Source organism: Limnohabitans sp. DM1 (genome assembly GCF_001269385.1).
Taxonomy (GTDB): Bacteria; Pseudomonadota; Gammaproteobacteria; order Burkholderiales; family Burkholderiaceae_C; genus Limnohabitans_A.
The window spans coordinates 1-16,202 of the sequence record NZ_CXOO01000017.1 but is presented as its reverse complement, the minus strand read 5'-3'; the positions used below and the strand labels follow the sequence as shown (position 1 = coordinate 16,202).

Sequence of the window (16,202 nt, the reverse complement as noted above, 5' to 3'; positions counted from 1 at the left end):
CATGAACACAGAGGCGTCTGCGGCCACCACACGCAAGCCATGCCAAAGCGGCATCCAGTCTCTGGCTTGAGCCAGGTCCAGCAATTGAGCATTCAAAGCGGTCAGGGCTGCGGGCTTGAGTTTGTTGCGTGCTTGGGCAAAGGCGCGATCAGAGGCGCCGCGCTGCAGGCCTGGGTGACCGGCCAAGCTGGCGAAAAACGAGTCCAGCATCAGCTGCTGAGATTGAGAGCGTTGGCTGAGCAAAGCGCCCACGAGACAAGGCAGGGGCAGTTTGCGTTGGCGAACAAAGGCGGTGGACTGGGCACCTCGGGCCAAATCTGCAAAGGCGGTGCTGTGTATGAACTGACCCAGCTTGGCAAAGACAGAGGTCAGGTCATCAAGAGGCGATGACCCAAGGGTTAACCCTATATTTTCTTATCATGGTGGTTGTCATGTTGCGGCGAGAGAAAATAAGAAAAACTTCAATTAAATCAATGAGTTGCGTCAATAATTATATCTTAAGTTCGGTGGATTGCACCGTGGATGGCCTCAAGAGTTTGTATCGGGTGTAAACAGCGAGCAAGTCACGCAAGTCAAATAACTGATTCATATACGAAAAAAAACGGCGCAGTAAAAGTGCTGCGCCGTTAAAGCCCCGCATATGGGGCAAGGAAGATGCTGTTTACTGGCTCAAGACCGTCCCAGTAGTGAAGGTAAAAGACTTGGTAAATGTCCCATTTGGATTGCTAGTGCTGATCAAGCCGGTGCTGGTGCCTGCAAGAGAAACGTCATAAGTTGAGTTGTTGGCCAGTCGTGCCGTGGGCACCAGGAAAACCTGATTCGACTGCAGACGCGACTGTGGGTCGTTGGACGAAGTCAAAGTAGTTGTCGGTACTGCTGCCCCTCCGCGCAATGTCACGGTGCCGGACGTCAGTGCGATCGTGGTGTTCGGACCAGAAGTCACATAGATTGGCTGGCCGTAGGGATTGACATCACGGTTCACATTTGGAAATGGATCAGGGTTTTCTCCGAAAAAAGCGGGATGCAAACCAGTGACCCCTTCACATGGAAAAGACGTAATCACACTTGATGCAAGCAATTGCCCTGTTGAATTCGATGCAGGCACGGCAAAGTTCATGTTCAAAGTTTTTGCATTTGACGAACCATCACCGGTGTAGCTAAAAGTCGAAATTCCAAGACCGACTTCTGTCGTTCTATTCATCAATCCAGCCATATGGTAGATCGATGCATAAAGTCGCTTTAGTGTTGCTGTTGCGCTAGTTTCAACAAGCGAATGATTGATTGATCCTGCATACCAGGACCCCCACGTGGTTTGGGCTATGTCCTCTGATCCGTATGAATATGCGTAGCCAGCATGAGTGATTCGGGCTCCCGCTTCATAGCCTGTGTAACCGGGCAGTCCTTGAGTCTCGTAGTGGGTGTTTTCAAGCTTGTTTAATGCATGGTAATCGGCATGATTTTGCGCAGCAAGATCAAGTTTTGAGTTTTGCGCTAATTTCCCGAACCCACATTTGGACCGGTCATCATTCAGGCGATTGAAAACTGCCACCTTCTCTGAGGCATAAGCACCGGTATAAACAGGATCTGGGACTGTGGTCACCAAAGCCGAGGTATTGCCTCCACTTGCCGCAATCGTCACAGTTACTGCTTGAGTGGCTGAGCCGTCCAGACTCTTGAGGCTCAGAACATCACTTGCGGCGGTGGAAGGCGCTTTTGATGCGTCGAGCGTATAGCGCCATGTTGCAGTAGATCCTGTAATCGTCACTGTCCACACCCCATAAATGCCAGCTAGGGTGCTTGGCAGTGCAAATGAGGATTGCCCCACATCAGGATCGACCACCGTCAGCACGCCATTTGCCGTCGTACTGGAAGCCGTCACCGCACCGCTTGACGAGCCTGTGATCGTGGCCAGGTTGTTGTTGACGCCACCACTTCCCCCGCCACCGCACGCCGTCAGCAAAAAAGCTGATGCGCACGTAGCCAGCAAAAGAGGACGTGAGAATTTGGTGTTTGTCATGAGGACTCCATGGGGTTGTTGAGGTAAAACCCACGCGTGGGGAGCGCGAAACAGGATGTGCGTCTATGGGACTTTATGACGCCATTTAAGATTCTATGCAATCATAACGAATGCTTAATGACTTAGGTTGACGGCTCTCGTAAATTTCATTCTTGAATACTCAGTTTGAAGCGCCGTTGCGTGCTGCCATAGTCGGCAATGACCAGGCGCGAGGACGCCGCAGGCTTTGCCCATGCAGCAGCACTCCTTAAGCTCAAGGCTGAATGTGGCACGGGAAACGATTTGCACTTATGAGTGCGATTTAAACAACCGTTCAAGCGAGTGACTCGCGATACAATGTATCTCAATCAATAAAAGGAGGCTGCCATGGCTACCACCACAATGGTTCACGTCCGCGTGGACGAACAAATTAAAGCGCAAGCCACCGAGACGCTGGCCGCTATGGGCCTGTCACTTTCGGACGCTGTTCGCGTTTTTTTGATGCGCGTCGTTGCCGACAAGCAAATGCCGTTCACGCTCAAGGTGCCGAACGCCGAAACTCGATCTGCGATGGCCGAAGCCGACGAGATTGTGCGCACACGCCGAGCTCGCTTTGACACTGCTAGCGAACTGTTCGATGCCCTTGAAAAAGACAGCGGCAAGTAAGCGCGCCCCGTTGCCGCGTGCGGCGGACTATACAAAGTCCTTCCTGAAGGACTGGGAGCGGTTGTCACGTTCTGGCCGGTACGACATGAACCGGCTCAAGGAAGCCATGCTCTTATTGATCGCCAACGATGCCCCGCTTGGAGCGGAGTGGCTCGATCACCCGTTGGGTGGCGACTGGGAAGGGCGTAGGGAGTGCCATATCGGCGGCGATTTTTTGCTGGCCTACAAGATCGACGACGACGGGAAACATGGCCTGATCGTATTCGTGCGAGCCGGAACACATGCCGACCTGTTCGAGTAATACAGGCGGCGATTTGCGGGGGCCGGGCTGTGTAGGCGGGCCTTCCTGGCTCTGTGTGTGTTGGAGTTTTAAGGCGAGGCCTTGTTGACGGCTCTCGTAGATTTCATACCCCAAAGTCTCGCCCAGGCTTGGCTGGAGCGTTTTTGGGATGCGTCGACATCACCACTGGCATCGAACCAAGTATTGCTCACCACGGCAATGCGGTCAACGCCCAACAAGCCGTAACGCATCCATGACCAGGGCAGCAGTTCCTCCCAGCAAAAAATTGCGCCCATGCGTACCGACTTGCCATCGAGGGTGATGTGCATTGTGTCCGGTGTGTCAAACCACCTCGATTGCATGTGCCCCTGTTGCTGCCACGGATGCCATGATCCAATGGGCACCGTGGCTGATGCTCGAAGCATCCCTCTTGTAGCGCCCATCAAAATCAGGGTGTTGTCTGCCGTCTGATCAGGATGAACATGTGCGCCACCAATGATCAATGTTTTGCCTGCAATTGAGTAACGATGCGCCATTTCATCCCATAGCCATTGGGTTCTGACTTCGGGGGCACCAAGGCTATTTTCAGGAAAGAGGATTGCGCCCTCCTGCGCGGTCAATGCGGCCTGAGCCCTGTCAAGCAGCTCGAAAGTTCTGTCGTAGCGTGCTTGCACATCTGAATCTGAAAAACGGGGCAGGGCGGTGTGCACTGGCGTCACATCTGGCCATGTCAGTTGTCGCGGATCTGTCGTCGTAGAAAATGCCATCAAGACAACGACGCCCATCACCAACGCCCCCGCACTTGGTGCAGCGGCCGCCAGCATCATGAGCAGGATGTACGCCGCGATCCCCCAAATTCCCCAGCCTTCAAACAGCCATCCGCAAGCCGTCAGCAATGAGCCGTAGTACGTGGTCCCAAAAGGTGGCAAGGTCAAGATCACGATGGCCATCAACATGCCCCACGCACGCATGGATGCATTCTTTGACCAACACAGCGTCCAAAGGGCCCCATATATGACGCTGTAAACGCCCCAAATCAGCCAGGCTGAATAGAGTGACCACTGATTGAAAATCGCCAGTGCGGCGGGCGCATTCACCCCCGTGGCCATGATGTACGCGAGCATCACGGTGCCCGCGTGCAATCTTGAGTTGGCCGCTCCCCACAATATCGGCATGAGCATGAGTACAAGCAAAGCGGCATCCGCCGATTGCGCGCTCCAGGCGAGACGACCAATGCAGGCAGCAACAAAGGGCAGGGCAGTCACTCTCATGCATGCCGACACCAGGGTTCGTGTCGATGCTAAAATTTTCACCAGTCTCGACCCGTTATCGAGCCCGCTATTACGCGAGGGGACGCGCCCCAAGGCCTCTGGCCATTGAGTCGCTTTATCAACTTTTGAAAGTCCCCCCGACATGCGCCCACCTTTCCCCCCTGTTGTCATTGATGCGCGAAGTCATTTTGCGCACCGCCACTTGCCGCCTGGCAGTTGTGTTTTTCATTCTGATCTTCTGCACCTGGGTGTTGGCCGGGTCACGGCCTGCGAAGGTCTGGAGCGATGGATCAGCTTCGATCTACCTGACGATGACCTGACCATCCCTGCCTGGTTGCCGCACACGAGCCCAAACAATCAATCGCCCAAATTTTTGTTGCGAAAGTTTAACGTGAAGGTCTTGCAATCAGCTAAATAGTTTGCTAAATTGAAGGCTCTTGTACCGCTGGCTCGCCAGCACCAGGAACGCAGCGCAAGCTGCACCAAGCCGTTCGGTTCCAAGACATTTTGTCTGGCGGCACTCGCAAGAGGGACAGGAGCATTTTTGTTATCAACCCACTGGGGATTCCTATCCCCGGCGGGGCATGGAATTCCCTTTTCTTTTTAGGAGAGTTCCATGTCTGAAATCAACACCCAATCTTCTGCCAACGCTTCTAACAGCGCCAAGCAACAGGGTAACAACTACGTCGATATGCACACCATGGGCATTGGCTATCTCAGCCGTGTACGTGAAGTGACAGTGCGCAAGGGCAAACCTTTCGTCTCCTGCTCCATCAGTGGTTTCCACGGTGAAAAAGGTGTCGAAGACGGTATGACCTTCGTTCCGTTCGATGTCAAAGCTGCGAGCGCCCAGGCACACGATGTTTTGAAGCAATTCGAAGCTCAAGCCAATGACCGTGACTGCAAAGTCATGATCAAGTTCCGCATCGGTGATCAATACATTGACACCTATCGCGTGACAAAGGGCGACCGTGCTGGCCAGATCGGCTACGTGTTGAAGGGGCGTTTGCTCCAAATCACTCACGTATGGATCAAGGCCACCGGGCAATCGAGCTACGCCCTGGCGTACGAAAAGCCTGCAGCACAACCCGAGACGCCCGCCCAAGCCCCACAGGCTGACGGCACCAACGGCTAATCGGTCGATCCAGTCCAGCCACCCCATCTGGGGTGTGCTGGCGGATTTTTCTCCGCGCAAAATCAGCCGCAAGGTCGTCGACCACATGAAATTTAACAAAGAACAGAATGAGGGCTTTGCCCGATTTCTCGATACGATTGCCGCATCAGCACTCATTGGTGCTGTTGTTGGAATGACTGGTCATAGCGTATTGAGCTTTTGGGAAATGGCGACACTGTTCGCCATTTGTCCTATACTGCTAATCGCTTCAGTTTATCTTCGGAGGCCGAAATGATAGTCACGCTCATTCTGATTACCACTGTTTTAGTCTTGACTGCCTGGTACATCGGCTCTCATCGAGCAGATTGATCAGCTACTCATGCACTGAATTAATGCTCCTAAGAGCCTTTTGGATAGCCCACTGTTTTCACAGCGGGTCTTCCAAAATGATTTCTTGAAGGCCTGACTGGTGTGCCTAACACCAGCACTGCGGGCTTGCCCGTACCCAAAGCAGTTAGGTTCTTGACCTCCGGGTTGGCTGCAGTGGTTTCGACCACAAGAGCGTTTTGGTTGTGGCAGCTCCCTGTCGCTGGCCTCTCGTAACTACCCTCCGTCTCAGACGGCTCGATGCATGTCATCGTTACAGTAAGCCTCAACCCCAACCTGCGACGACCTCAAGAATCGTTGCCCCTTTTCCCCCGCGATAATTGTGCCGCCACGAATGCAACCCAAATGCATTCGTGGCGGCAAAGCTTTTTGTCGCCATTTATTCGCATTAGGGTGTGCCTGGCCACCCAAGAAAACCGGCCCGTTATACGCACGAACCACTGTCTGCAGCGCAGCTGTGGTTCATCCAAGCATCCTGATTTGCAGGGTTTTTGGATGAACTCCAGCCAGGCGAAAGCCTGACCAGAGCGCGGCGCAAGCCGCACCCCGTCGTTTGGCTCCAGATCCACCCGGATCAACGACTTCATTGGAGCATTTTTTTAACCCAGCGAGGGCAGCTGTCCCTCGGGGCAGTGACTTTGCGTTTTTTAAGGTCTTGACCATGAAAACCATTTCTCTGTCCAACATCATCGCCACAACGGTGCTTTTGCTCTCGGCTGTCACAAGCCAGAACGCAACAGCCCAGGCTGGCAACATCTACAGCCGTGAACAGGTCCAAACCGTTGGCACTGTTCAAGAAGGCGTGGTGCTTCAAGTCAACACACGGCAAGCCGAGGCAACTTGGCAAGCTCGAAGTGTTGGTGCCACCTTAGGCAGCGCAGCAGGCTTCTTGCTTGCCCGCAACAACTCCAACAACGGTTCTGCATCAGTCCTGTCCAGCATGCTGGGCGGTTTTGTTGGTGAACGCGTCGCAAACCAAACATCTGCCGACCTGGCGCAAGAAATCATCGTCAAGGTGAATTCTGCTTCAGGCTCCTCGATTGTTTCGGTTGTACAACCCGCTCCGTTCGATGCTGTTGAGCCTGGTCAAGCTGTTTTGCTTGTCCAGACCGGCGGTCGGGTGAGGGTGGTTAAACGCCAGTAAGGCTCTTTGATTGATCCGGCACTTTGCCGGGTCAATCAAGTGCCCACTGAATTTTTTTCAAATTTCAAAGGAGAAATCCATGACCATGAAAAACCCCCTAGCAGGCCGACTGGCCTCCGAATGGTGCGGTAAGCGTTTGCCACTTGAAATCCTGCAATCAAACGCCGGGTTTTACATTGGTACCGCCGATCCCGAGTCGGGTCCATGCTCACGAGAGTCAGTGGAATATTTCCCGGAAAAAGGTGTTGCGCAAGCTGCACTTGACTCTGGAAATTGGACTCAAAAGGACGTTCCATGAAAATCCTCGTCACCCCTCAAAACGGTGCCGTCACTGGTGTGACCGTGTGCGCAGGGCCGCAAAGCATGAACGTACTGGTCAACACACGAAATCGCTGGATTGAATTTCACCGCCAAGGAGGTTCCATGGCAGCGCAAGAAGATCCGGTGACAGGACTTGTGCCTGAGCATCAGCACTTTCTGATCGAGCTGGATTCACCGAATGAGACAGGTCTGACCCTCGTAGCCGAAACATCCCAAGAGGCCCAAAGCCTCCAGTGGCACTGTTTCGCTCTACAGGATAAAGACCAGATCAATTTCTTGTTTCAGCCTCTTCAAACCCTACCCCAAATCGCCACCTGGCGTGCTGAGGAAATTCATCCCTGAAAGGACATCCCGTGAACGACAAAGAACAATTTCTCAAGGACCCGAAACATGTTCCTGGTGAAGTTTTCTCGCATTTGCCTCGCCCCAAAAAAGAGCCGCTGATCCAGGGTGATCGGCACGCATTTTTTGGTGTGGGTGAGCTTTGGAAGTTGCCAATTCTTTTGACGCGACGCCCAGGTAAATCTGAAGTCAATGTGGCATTCCAGTTTGAAGAGGGATACATGTCTGTGAATCTCAAATCCGAAGAGCTGGAAGAACTGGCCAAGACTTGTCTTGACGCAGCTCATCATCTTCGCACTCAGCCCGATTTCTAATCGGGATTTTTCAACCACCCCAGGGGGAATCACCCCCTTGGGGGTGGTTCTTCTTGGCTTTTGACCAGGAGAGTAAACTGATGCACATGCAAAAAATTCACTTCATTCGTGCAGAGTGGGATGACGAGGCCAAGGTCTGGGTAGCCACTTCTGATGACGTTCCAGGCCTTGTAACTGAAGCTGCGACTCTTGAGGAGTTGTCGGCCAAGCTGAATATCTTGGTGCCCGAGCTTTTACAGCTCAACGACGGCATTACGTCTTCGGAAATTCCGTTTGAACTTCTGGCTCGTCGGTTTTCTGTAGTTCAGACCGCTTTGCACTGAGCCATGGGCAGCAGTTTCACCCCGGAATTAATCCGGTTACTGGAGCTTGCTGGCTGCCGCTTTGAGCGCACAGGCAAGGGCGATCACAACATCTGGTTTTCGCCCATCACGGGGATGCGTTTTCCCGTGGACAGCAAGATCAAATCCCGCCATACCGCCAATGCGGTTTTGAAACAAGCCGGATTACCAAAGCACTTCTGAGCCCATTGCTCAGACTTTCAACTGTCCTATCAGGACTTCACCACCCAGGGGGAATCACACCCTTGGGAGTGGTTCTTCTTGGTTTTTTTAGCCACCAGGAGAGCCAAATGGAAAAATTCACCGGCACGCTCATCGTTGAGCAAATCCGGGGCCGTCACGGTCCCTTTTGCGTCGGCCTGCTGCAAACCAGCATCGGGCAGTTCAAGGTCAAAGACAAAGAGCTGGACCAATTCGAGCCTGGCAACTATCGCGGGCAATTTCTTGTCGAGGAGATTTTCACCAAAGCTGTGCCCTGGCGCGGCGGCACCTTCACGGAGCTGCTGGCCAGGATTGCCGAAGGTGGATTTCTGATTGATGAGGAGCAACAAACTGGTGAGGACGGCCTGCCCACGCAAGCCGTTCAAACTGAGCCAGATCCTGTTGACGAAGAAGCTCAGCAGGCGGTGGCCACACCAGCTCGCAAAGCAGCTCACACAGCCCCAGCAGCACGCCCTCCACGGAGTCAAGCCGCGCAAGGTTCAGAGCCAACTGAAGAAGAAGATTTGAAGCTGTTTGGCATCGAGCTCAATGAGCTGTTTGTTCAACGCGCAGCGCGGATCTCACTCGACCCCACTGTGGACCGTGTGCAATTCCGGTCTCAGCGCGAACGCCTCAAATCCGTCGGTTACCAGTTTGAAGCCACATCCCAGCAATGGGTCATGGCAGCGGCTGCCAACTGATGCACTTTTAACCACCCAGCCGGGGCATGCCCCGCTGGGGGCATCTCCGGCAATTTTTCAAGGAGATGCCTCATGGCACTGATGTTCTCTCGCCTGGCCAACAATTTCGCCAAGAACGGGTACTACCCCACGGATGAAGTCACTATGGCTCGTCTTTTGCAGGCGCTCGATGCGCCCGCATCTCAAAAACTGGCCATCCTGGACCCTTGCTGCGGCGAAGGTGCAGCGCTGGCCGAGGTGCAAAACCACCTGCAGGAGCTGGGCGCTGAGCCCGAGTCCTTCGGGGTGGAATACAACGCTGAACGGGCAAACAACGCCCGCAAATGGCTTGCCCAGGTGGCACACGCCGACATTGCCGAGATGGCGATCAAGGTGCGTCAATTTGGTCTGCTTTTTCTCAACCCTCCCTATGGGGACATGGTGTCGGACCAAGCTCAACTTGATGCTGCCACCGGCGGCAAAAAGCGGCTGGAGAAGCACTTTTACAGACTGGCGCACCCTTGGCTCATGCCCGAAGGTGTTTTGATCCTGATCGTCCCGCATTACGTCTTTGACGCTGAATTTGCTGCATTGATTGCCAAGAGCTACCGCGATGTGCGGGTGTTCATGGCTCCCGAGCAGCAGTTCAAACAATGCGTGATTTTTGGAATCAAACGAAAGTCAGACCGGCTCGATCCCGCGCTGGCCGAGCAGCTGCAGGCCATGGGCTCAGGCACCCTCCCACCGGAGTTGCCCGAGCATTGGAGCGGGCCTTGCTACCAGGTGCCGGTCTGCGTGCAGGACACGTTGCAGTTTGTTGCTCATCGCATTGAACCCGAGGGCCTGGCCCACGAGTTGGAACGCATGCAGCGATCAACACTTTGGCCGCAATTTGAGCAGCACTTTGGTGGACGCGTGCAGCCCCATCGCAGACCGCTCAGAGCCCTGCGCGACTGGCATTTGGCACTGGCCCTTGCGGCTGGCCAGATATCAGGTGTTGTGCGCTCTACAGACGGGCGCATGTTGCTTGTCAAAGGCGATACCTACAAAAACCGGGCTCTGAAGGTCACTTATGAGGAATCGGGCAAGGCCGGGGAAATGCGCGAAGTGCGCACTTTCACGGACAAGTTCGTGCCGGTCATTCGTGCCATTGAATTCACACCTGGCCCCATGTTTGGGAACCTGGTCACGATTCAGTGATCGAGGAAGTCGCATGCGATTTGCATCACGTCGAGCCGCCCCCATGCGGTTCATCACGGCCAAGCGCAATGGCACTTGCTCTGAAACAGGAAAAGTCATTGAAACCGGTCAGGAAACGGTCTATGACCCATCTACGAAACGGCTTTTCCACCAGGACAGCCTTACAGCCCAGAACCTACGTGGACAGCAGTTCGCGCAGGCCTGGAACATGTCAGATGCCGATGCCTGATGGCATTTGCCCTCTTTCAACCATTCAGTAGCACTGAAGAGCCGATTGGAGTTACCACGGCGAAACTGCTTTGCCCGCAAGGGCAGGGCGGTCTGTTACACCGTAACTCCCGCATCCCACCGAGGGATGCACCCCATGCTGGATGGTCCTGAAAACCAGCGTTCTGGCTTGCCAGAAAGGATTTTTTTCATCACGCCAACCTGGCCTTGTCGCCAGTTCATTGCTCACCCGAGCAGACACCAAGACGCCGATATCTGAGGGCGTTTTTTCTCAACCCTGTGGGGCCTCACCCCATAGGGGAGGGCTTCGCATTTTCAACCAAGGAAATGTCATGTCCATCATGAATACGCCCCCGCAAGTCGCTCAGCTGAGCGACTTGCAACTGCTCAGCACCGTGCTTGGGCGCCCAGTCACAAAACGTCCGACCAGTTTGGCCGCATTGTGTGGCGTGAGTCCATCCACAGTGCTGTCCGATTGCACAAGCGAATGGGATCAGCACATCGAGCGCCCCGTCAAGTTCACGCTTGACTGTGCGCGAGAACTGTTTTCACGAGCTCTGCGAGAGTCTTTATCTCAAAACAGAGCTGCCTTTTGTCAACCAGATGCCATCAAAACGTTCTTTCAGCTGCGCCTTGCTGGCAAAGCCTATGAGGTGTTTTGCGTGATGTTTTTGGATTCGCAAAATCGTTTGATCGCCTGCGAAGACTTGTTCACTGGGACGTTGACGCAAACGAGTGTCTACCCCCGAGAAGTGGTCAAGCGTGCTTTCGAGCTCAATGCCGCCTGCGTGGTCTTCTCTCACAACCATCCCAGCGGTTCACCACAACCGAGCCGAGCAGACGAGAACTTGACGCAAACCCTCAAAGCCAGCCTGGCCTTGGTGGATGTACGCGTGCTGGATCACATCATCGTAGGGGAGGGCTCAACCTTTTCCATGACTGAGCAAGGCTTGCTGTAAACGCAGCAAAGCTGATTCTTTTTCAACCCCAGCGGGGCATCCCGCATGGGGGGTGTTCTCGCAATTTTTAGGAGATAGACCATGGAAAACTTTGTGACCACTGTCCATCAGGACAAACGTGATGGCTGGAAAGCCTCAACGAGTATTGAGCTGGGCGCAAGCCAGGTGCTCAAAATTTCAACCTACAAGCCCTTGGCTCCGGCCAAAGGCTTGCGCACGCAGGCCACAGTCAGCAAGATTGAGGGCGGTTTCGAGCGACATGTGTTGGCATTTGGTTTGGACGGTGATTTCTCTAAAACACTGATCCACGGCTTGCCAAAACGTGTCACGGAGGCCGTGGTGCGCGAACAGCACAGCCGTGTCTTCACGACCTTGGGCTTTCTCGATGCACTCAAAGGCGAGATCAGAAAGCACTACGAAGCGCAACACCAGCGCAAGTATGGCAAGGCTCTTGATGCCCCTGAGGGCAACCATCAGGAGCATGGCCATGCTGTATGAGATCGACCGCTGCCAGGGCGTGTTTGTGGATGCCTGCATCCGCGATGAGGCTGGGCGACTTTTGATGCTCAGCGTTTACGGTCGAGACACAGCCATCAAGGAGTTGCTTGCTCGCATGCAGCTCGGTGCTCAGCACCAGGATGGTCTGCAAGAGCTGACCCTCAAGCCACAGGTCAAGGAACTGCGGCCGCAAAAGGTCTTTGTCGGCAACGCCAAGGATCTGGACAAGCTCAGCGGGCGACTGCCCAAGTGCGTGTACGGCAACTTGAACCACCTGTGGCTCTACAACCCGGTCATATTGGCCCCCGTCAAGGGGGCTGATGTGGCCTGGGTCATTGAACCAGTACCCAGCCTGCCCAACGGTGAAACGGTGTCCAAAGCCCACCAACTCCAGCCGGAGCTTGTGGACAAGATCAAAGCCCGCTTATGGGCTGCGATTGGACAGCTGGCCAGCATCCCACTGCTGCCGCACTGGCGCGATCCTGTGATCAGCGCGATTGAGCACAGCATGCTGCTGCGCATGGGCCAACGTGGCCACGAAGACATCAACCCGCTGCTTTCTGAGCCTGTGGGTGATTTCGTGGTGCTGAAGGTCACGCTGGATCAAACCCACTTCGCCCAAATCGTCACCGACCTGGTGCGGTCTGGGCGTTTGACCCTGAACCCTGTGACTCATGAGCCAGCAATGGCACCCATAGGGCACAAGGCCTCGGTCACAACTGACACAGGCGCGCAGCCTGCAATACCCATGGCCCTGGCCATGTAAGCCCACCTGGAAGCCGTTTTGGCGGCTTCCAGGGCATTTTTTCAACCCATGCGGGGACTGATCCCCGCTGGGGGATGTCTTCGCACATTTTTGGAGATTTCCCCATGAACGCATATGCAACCCCTGATGCGGGCACCATGCCCGATTTGGCCAATGTGGTCGATGCCATTGAAATTGACTCTGCTGGTGATGCGCCCGGACAGCACGCATCCGAACAAATCATCGCCTTGTCCGATTTCATTCGGCAATTTGGTGATGGCTTGCTCGGCGCTGTCCAGGAGCAAAACCCACCTGTCTACCAAGACAGCAGTAACCGCGACTGGGATGTGCTGCTTGATGGCCTGTTACGCAAGCCATTTGACGCGCAGCGCGAGGTGGTACACGCCATCTGTGAGCTGCTGATCGGGTCTGGCGAGTCAGGATCTGTCATCAATGGCGAAATGGGCACCGGCAAGACCCTCATGGGCATTGCTACAGCCGCTGTTTTGCACTCCGAGGGCTTTGTGCGCACCTTGGTGATTTCACCGCCCCACCTGGTCTACAAGTGGCGGCGAGAGATCATTCAGACGGTGCCTCGTGCCCGGGTCTGGATCTTGAACGGTCCCGACACTTTGCGAAAGCTCTTGCAGATCCGCTCGATGCGGACCAAGCCAGAGCACCCGGAGTTTTTTATCCTGGGCCGAGTGCGCATGCGTATGGGCTTCGATTGGAGACCGTCCTATGTTACCCGTATCAATGGCACCAGCCGTGATGCAGGTGATGGCCAGGGCAGTCACTCCAGCGAACGCCAGGTGTTGCGTGTAGCCGCTTGCAGTCACTGCGGCGAAATCGTGCACGACGATGACAACGCACCTTTACAGGTGCACATAGCCGCCGATTACCTCAATCGGCGGCGCATGGCCTGTCATCACTGTCATGAACCTCTGTGGACACTGACTCGGGGTAAAACCCCTGACAAGTCGCAACGTGAACGGGTGCTTGATGCCTTACGTCAGATCCCCAGCATTGGCGATAAAACCGCCGAACGCCTGGTGAAGAACTTTGGGGAAGCCATGTTGGCCAGCATGCTGGAAGACAACTTTCACAACTTCATCAACCTGATGGACGACGATGGCGAACTCCTGTTCTCCGACCGGCAAGCCAAGCGGATGGAGCGGTTCCTCGGTAACAACGAAATCAGCTTTGGACAAGGGGGCTACCAGCCCACCGAGTTCATCAAGCGTTATTTGCCCAAGGGGTTTTTTGGCTGCCTGCTGGTGGACGAAGGCCATGAGTACAAAAACGAGGGATCTGCCCAAGGGCAGGCCATGGGGGTGTTGGCCGCTTGTGCCAGCAAAACCATTTTGCTCACGGGCACCTTGATGGGCGGCTATGCAGATGACCTGTTTCATCTGTTTTACCGCTTGAATCCTCGGATGATGATCGAAGACGGGTTCAGCTACAACGAGCGCAACTCGATTGGCCCAGCCAGCAACGCCTTCATGCAGGCGCACGGCGTGTTGATTGAGACGCAAAAGGAGCGTGACGAAGGCTCGCACCGCACGGCGCGGGGCAATCGTGACAAAACCAGCATCACCAAGGGACCGGGCTTCGGTCCCAAAGGGATCATGCGGTATGTGGTGCCCTACACCGCGTTTTTGAAGCTCAAGGACATTGGCGGGAATGTGCTGCCTCCTTACGAGGAGACGTTCATCCCCGTACCAATGGATGAGATGCAAAAACAGGTGTACGACATGCGCCTCGCGACCACGCTGCGCCGCATCTTGAACGACTCGCTGCGTGCTGGCGATCATTCCCTTTTGGGGGTGGTGCTCAACGTGCTTTTGGCCTGGCCAGACTGCTGTTTCCGCGAGGAAAACGTCTATCACCCACACCGCAAGACTCTGTTGGCCTCGGCCCCCAGTCTCTACAGCGACGTGGAACAGATGCCCAAGGAGCGCAAGCTTTTGGAGATTTGTCGAGAGCAGCGCCAACGTGGCCGCCGCGTCTTGGTTTACACCACCTACACAGGTGGACGTGACACCACGGCACGGCTTAAGGTGATGTTGGAGCAAGCTGGTTTCAAGGTCGCAGTGCTGAGGGCTACGGTCGAGGCCGCAAAGCGAGAGGACTGGCTGGCTGACCAGGTCGAGCGCGGTGTTGATGTCATCATCACCAACCCCGAGCTGGTCAAGACAGGCCTGGACATGCTGGAGTTTCCTACCATCGTTTTCATGCAGACTGGCTACAACGTCTACACCCTGCAACAAGCCGCAAGGCGCAGCTGGAGGATTGGACAAAAGGTGGCGGTTGAAGTGATTTTTCTGGGCTACGAGGGCAGCGCTCAAGAGCAATGCCTGACTCTCATGGCCAAGAAAATTGCCGTGTCGCAGTCCACTTCCGGTGATATGCCGGAAACCGGCCTTGAGGTCCTCAATCAGGATGGAGACAGTATCGAGGTGGCCCTGGCCAAGCAGTTGGTGGAAAGGACTTAAAGGTAGTCCGATTCCGTCATAATCAGAAATGAGGTTACATCCTCCCTGCATCACCTCCCTGTGCAGGTGCCTCAACGGCATTCAATCCCCGGCTTTGGCCGGGGATTTTTTTAATTTAGTTCAACAAAGCACGGTCGATATTCTGTTGAAAAATGGCGAGAAGCCCCTCTTCAAGTCCCAGTGTGTGAACATCATTGGCACCTGAGGTGAGACCTGCTTGCACCCCCTCCACAACAGCGAAATCTTCAGAGTCGAAAACGGTGTCATTGGTGTAAACAAACCGTTTCTCCAAAGCCTGTTGTCCTGCATTCCCCTGAAATTTCGAAGGGCGATATAGGGCTCTGATGAATTTCAAGTGGGTTGCCCAGCATGAGGATTGATAGCGTGGAAGTCGAGTCTCCCGGCGATCAAGAAGATGACAGTCTTGATCGTTGTGATTCGCGTAAACCCACGCGCACGACGCTTGGATGCCTGGAACAAACCGTTGATGGCTTCGAGGAATCCGTTGGTCTGGCGTGTCTGCGCCCAGGCCACGATGCCTTCCATATGAGCGCGGATCATCTTGGCAACGTCCTTCATCGGTTCGACCTTGGAGCGCATCACGCATGTGCACCAGTGATCCAGCATGGTTCGCACAACGTTGATCTGCTTTCGATCAAGGATCTCACGCAACTGCTCTTTGTAGGACCACGCCCTGGCCGTGCGTTTGACGGTCATCTTGGCCATCAACGCATCCAGTTCAGCTGCCGCCTCCGGTTTGAGCTTGGCTGTGTCTTTGAGCAAAGTCCAGCGCATGCCCTTGAGAGACTTGTCGGTCTTCTGCTCGATCCGGCGCATCTTGTCCACTGCAGTGCTTGCGTGACCGATGATGTGAAACTTGTCAAACGTGATCCGGGCGTTGGGCAAATGCTGGGTAACCCCCGAGATGAAGGCGGGCGACATGTCGATGCTGGTCTGGATGATGTTTTCGCACGGGCAGCCATGGTCTTCCAGGTAGGACGCCAGTTCCTTGATGGTTTT

Annotated in this window: 22 protein-coding genes and 1 pseudogene; 18 read left to right on the top strand and 5 right to left on the bottom strand. The window is 54.7% G+C overall.

Annotation, left to right across the window (positions count from 1 at the left end; all coding sequences use genetic code 11):
- Both AMM33_RS07435 and AMM33_RS07430 read right to left on the bottom strand, forming a co-directional pair.
- Positions 1-315 (bottom strand): annotated as a pseudogene (locus AMM33_RS07435) (transposase); the annotation flags it as partial.
- A 346-nt stretch (positions 316-661) separates the two neighbouring features.
- The gene (locus AMM33_RS07430) at positions 662-2,017 is read right to left on the bottom strand and encodes a VCBS domain-containing protein (protein WP_090140038.1); all 1,356 of its coding nucleotides are present in this window, start codon (positions 2,015-2,017) and stop codon (positions 662-664) included.
- Between the two features lie 366 nt (positions 2,018-2,383).
- Between AMM33_RS07430 and AMM33_RS07425 the strand changes: the two genes are divergently transcribed.
- Positions 2,384-2,662: a type II toxin-antitoxin system RelB/DinJ family antitoxin gene (locus tag AMM33_RS07425; protein WP_228768002.1), complete on the top strand. Its 279-nt coding sequence runs from the start codon at positions 2,384-2,386 to the stop codon at positions 2,660-2,662.
- A complete protein-coding gene (locus AMM33_RS07420) occupies positions 2,634-2,963 on the top strand; it encodes a type II toxin-antitoxin system YafQ family toxin (RefSeq protein ID WP_090140036.1) in 330 nt (109 codons plus the stop codon). Before AMM33_RS07425 ends, AMM33_RS07420 begins: the two co-directional genes overlap by 29 nt.
- A 68-nt stretch (positions 2,964-3,031) precedes the next feature.
- Here the strand turns inward: AMM33_RS07420 and AMM33_RS07415 are convergent, their stop codons facing one another.
- On the bottom strand, positions 3,032-4,207 hold the full coding sequence (locus AMM33_RS07415; RefSeq protein WP_228768001.1) for a carbon-nitrogen hydrolase family protein: 1,176 nt from the start codon (positions 4,205-4,207) through the stop codon (positions 3,032-3,034).
- A gap of 179 nt (positions 4,208-4,386) precedes the next feature.
- On the opposite strand from AMM33_RS07415, the gene AMM33_RS21860 reads away from it, so the two are divergent.
- From AMM33_RS21860 to AMM33_RS07345, 16 genes are all read left to right on the top strand, one after another.
- Entirely contained in the window at positions 4,387-4,533 is a 147-nt protein-coding gene (locus AMM33_RS21860) for a hypothetical protein (protein ID WP_194945309.1), read from the top strand.
- Positions 4,534-4,829: 296 nt separating this feature from the next.
- On the top strand, positions 4,830-5,348 hold the full coding sequence (locus AMM33_RS07410; RefSeq protein WP_090140033.1) for a DUF3577 domain-containing protein: 519 nt from the start codon (positions 4,830-4,832) through the stop codon (positions 5,346-5,348).
- A gap of 34 nt (positions 5,349-5,382) precedes the next feature.
- Positions 5,383-5,622 carry a hypothetical protein gene (locus tag AMM33_RS21855; protein WP_146187703.1) on the top strand — a complete coding sequence of 80 codons (240 nt, stop codon included), beginning with the start codon at positions 5,383-5,385 and terminating at the stop codon, positions 5,620-5,622.
- 753 nt (positions 5,623-6,375) lie between these two features.
- Positions 6,376-6,858, top strand: a complete 483-nt coding sequence (locus AMM33_RS07405) for a hypothetical protein (RefSeq protein ID WP_090140031.1) — start codon at positions 6,376-6,378, stop codon at positions 6,856-6,858.
- Positions 6,859-6,937: 79 nt separating this feature from the next.
- Positions 6,938-7,156: a hypothetical protein gene (locus tag AMM33_RS07400; RefSeq protein WP_090140029.1), complete on the top strand. Its 219-nt coding sequence runs from the start codon at positions 6,938-6,940 to the stop codon at positions 7,154-7,156.
- Entirely contained in the window at positions 7,153-7,521 is a 369-nt protein-coding gene (locus AMM33_RS07395) for a hypothetical protein (protein WP_090140027.1), read from the top strand. Before AMM33_RS07400 ends, AMM33_RS07395 begins: the two co-directional genes overlap by 4 nt.
- A gap of 11 nt (positions 7,522-7,532) precedes the next feature.
- Complete coding sequence (locus AMM33_RS21850) at positions 7,533-7,835, top strand: hypothetical protein (protein WP_194945308.1); 303 nt, start codon at positions 7,533-7,535, stop codon at positions 7,833-7,835.
- Positions 7,836-7,921: 86 nt separating this feature from the next.
- Positions 7,922-8,158, top strand: a complete 237-nt coding sequence (locus AMM33_RS07385) for a DUF1902 domain-containing protein (protein WP_090140042.1) — start codon at positions 7,922-7,924, stop codon at positions 8,156-8,158.
- A gap of 3 nt (positions 8,159-8,161) precedes the next feature.
- On the top strand, positions 8,162-8,359 hold the full coding sequence (locus AMM33_RS07380) for a type II toxin-antitoxin system HicA family toxin (protein WP_090140023.1): 198 nt from the start codon (positions 8,162-8,164) through the stop codon (positions 8,357-8,359).
- Between the two features lie 107 nt (positions 8,360-8,466).
- Entirely contained in the window at positions 8,467-9,078 is a 612-nt protein-coding gene (locus AMM33_RS07375; RefSeq protein ID WP_090140021.1) for a DUF3275 family protein, read from the top strand.
- Positions 9,079-9,150: 72 nt separating this feature from the next.
- Complete coding sequence (locus AMM33_RS07370) at positions 9,151-10,257, top strand: DUF6094 domain-containing protein (protein ID WP_090140019.1); 1,107 nt, start codon at positions 9,151-9,153, stop codon at positions 10,255-10,257.
- Positions 10,258-10,300: 43 nt separating this feature from the next.
- Positions 10,301-10,486 carry a hypothetical protein gene (locus tag AMM33_RS07365; RefSeq protein WP_090140017.1) on the top strand — a complete coding sequence of 62 codons (186 nt, stop codon included), beginning with the start codon at positions 10,301-10,303 and terminating at the stop codon, positions 10,484-10,486.
- A 331-nt stretch (positions 10,487-10,817) separates the two neighbouring features.
- Positions 10,818-11,444 carry a RadC family protein gene (radC, locus tag AMM33_RS07360; protein WP_090140016.1) on the top strand — a complete coding sequence of 209 codons (627 nt, stop codon included), beginning with the start codon at positions 10,818-10,820 and terminating at the stop codon, positions 11,442-11,444.
- Between the two features lie 81 nt (positions 11,445-11,525).
- Entirely contained in the window at positions 11,526-11,942 is a 417-nt protein-coding gene (locus tag AMM33_RS07355; protein WP_090140014.1) for a hypothetical protein, read from the top strand.
- Positions 11,932-12,708: a hypothetical protein gene (locus AMM33_RS07350; RefSeq protein ID WP_194945307.1), complete on the top strand. Its 777-nt coding sequence runs from the start codon at positions 11,932-11,934 to the stop codon at positions 12,706-12,708. Before AMM33_RS07355 ends, AMM33_RS07350 begins: the two co-directional genes overlap by 11 nt.
- 137 nt (positions 12,709-12,845) lie before the next feature.
- A complete protein-coding gene (locus AMM33_RS07345; RefSeq protein ID WP_090140040.1) occupies positions 12,846-15,182 on the top strand; it encodes a helicase-related protein in 2,337 nt (778 codons plus the stop codon).
- A gap of 115 nt (positions 15,183-15,297) precedes the next feature.
- On the opposite strand, the gene AMM33_RS21845 is transcribed toward AMM33_RS07345, so the two are convergent.
- Both AMM33_RS21845 and AMM33_RS07340 read right to left on the bottom strand, forming a co-directional pair.
- Positions 15,298-15,537 carry an SRPBCC family protein gene (locus tag AMM33_RS21845; RefSeq protein WP_228767999.1) on the bottom strand — a complete coding sequence of 80 codons (240 nt, stop codon included), beginning with the start codon at positions 15,535-15,537 and terminating at the stop codon, positions 15,298-15,300.
- Positions 15,534-16,202, bottom strand: a 669-nt coding sequence (locus AMM33_RS07340; protein ID WP_194945306.1) for a transposase, incomplete at its 5' end; no start/stop codon positions are given. The genes AMM33_RS21845 and AMM33_RS07340, both read right to left, overlap by 4 nt.

Bases quoted from the DNA above. Each gene is read 5' to 3' on its own strand.
- AMM33_RS07405 (WP_090140031.1), top strand. From the start codon at position 6,376: ATGAAAACCATTTCTCTGTCCAACATCATCGCCACAACGGTGCTTTTG.
- AMM33_RS07410 (WP_090140033.1), top strand. From the start codon at position 4,830: ATGTCTGAAATCAACACCCAATCTTCTGCCAACGCTTCTAACAGCGCC.
- AMM33_RS07345 (WP_090140040.1), top strand. From the start codon at position 12,846: ATGCCCGATTTGGCCAATGTGGTCGATGCCATTGAAATTGACTCTGCT.
- AMM33_RS07430 (WP_090140038.1), bottom strand. From the start codon at position 2,017: ATGACAAACACCAAATTCTCACGTCCTCTTTTGCTGGCTACGTGCGCA.
- AMM33_RS07400 (WP_090140029.1), top strand. From the start codon at position 6,938: ATGACCATGAAAAACCCCCTAGCAGGCCGACTGGCCTCCGAATGGTGC.
- AMM33_RS07350 (WP_194945307.1), top strand. From the start codon at position 11,932: ATGCTGTATGAGATCGACCGCTGCCAGGGCGTGTTTGTGGATGCCTGC.
- AMM33_RS21860 (WP_194945309.1), top strand. From the start codon at position 4,387: ATGCGCGAAGTCATTTTGCGCACCGCCACTTGCCGCCTGGCAGTTGTG.
- AMM33_RS07425 (WP_228768002.1), top strand. From the start codon at position 2,384: ATGGCTACCACCACAATGGTTCACGTCCGCGTGGACGAACAAATTAAA.
- radC (WP_090140016.1), top strand. From the start codon at position 10,818: ATGTCCATCATGAATACGCCCCCGCAAGTCGCTCAGCTGAGCGACTTG.
- AMM33_RS07385 (WP_090140042.1), top strand. From the start codon at position 7,922: ATGCAAAAAATTCACTTCATTCGTGCAGAGTGGGATGACGAGGCCAAG.
- AMM33_RS07355 (WP_090140014.1), top strand. From the start codon at position 11,526: ATGGAAAACTTTGTGACCACTGTCCATCAGGACAAACGTGATGGCTGG.
- AMM33_RS07395 (WP_090140027.1), top strand. From the start codon at position 7,153: ATGAAAATCCTCGTCACCCCTCAAAACGGTGCCGTCACTGGTGTGACC.
- AMM33_RS07380 (WP_090140023.1), top strand. From the start codon at position 8,162: ATGGGCAGCAGTTTCACCCCGGAATTAATCCGGTTACTGGAGCTTGCT.
- AMM33_RS07375 (WP_090140021.1), top strand. From the start codon at position 8,467: ATGGAAAAATTCACCGGCACGCTCATCGTTGAGCAAATCCGGGGCCGT.
- AMM33_RS07365 (WP_090140017.1), top strand. From the start codon at position 10,301: ATGCGGTTCATCACGGCCAAGCGCAATGGCACTTGCTCTGAAACAGGA.
- AMM33_RS07420 (WP_090140036.1), top strand. From the start codon at position 2,634: ATGCCCTTGAAAAAGACAGCGGCAAGTAAGCGCGCCCCGTTGCCGCGT.
- AMM33_RS07370 (WP_090140019.1), top strand. From the start codon at position 9,151: ATGGCACTGATGTTCTCTCGCCTGGCCAACAATTTCGCCAAGAACGGG.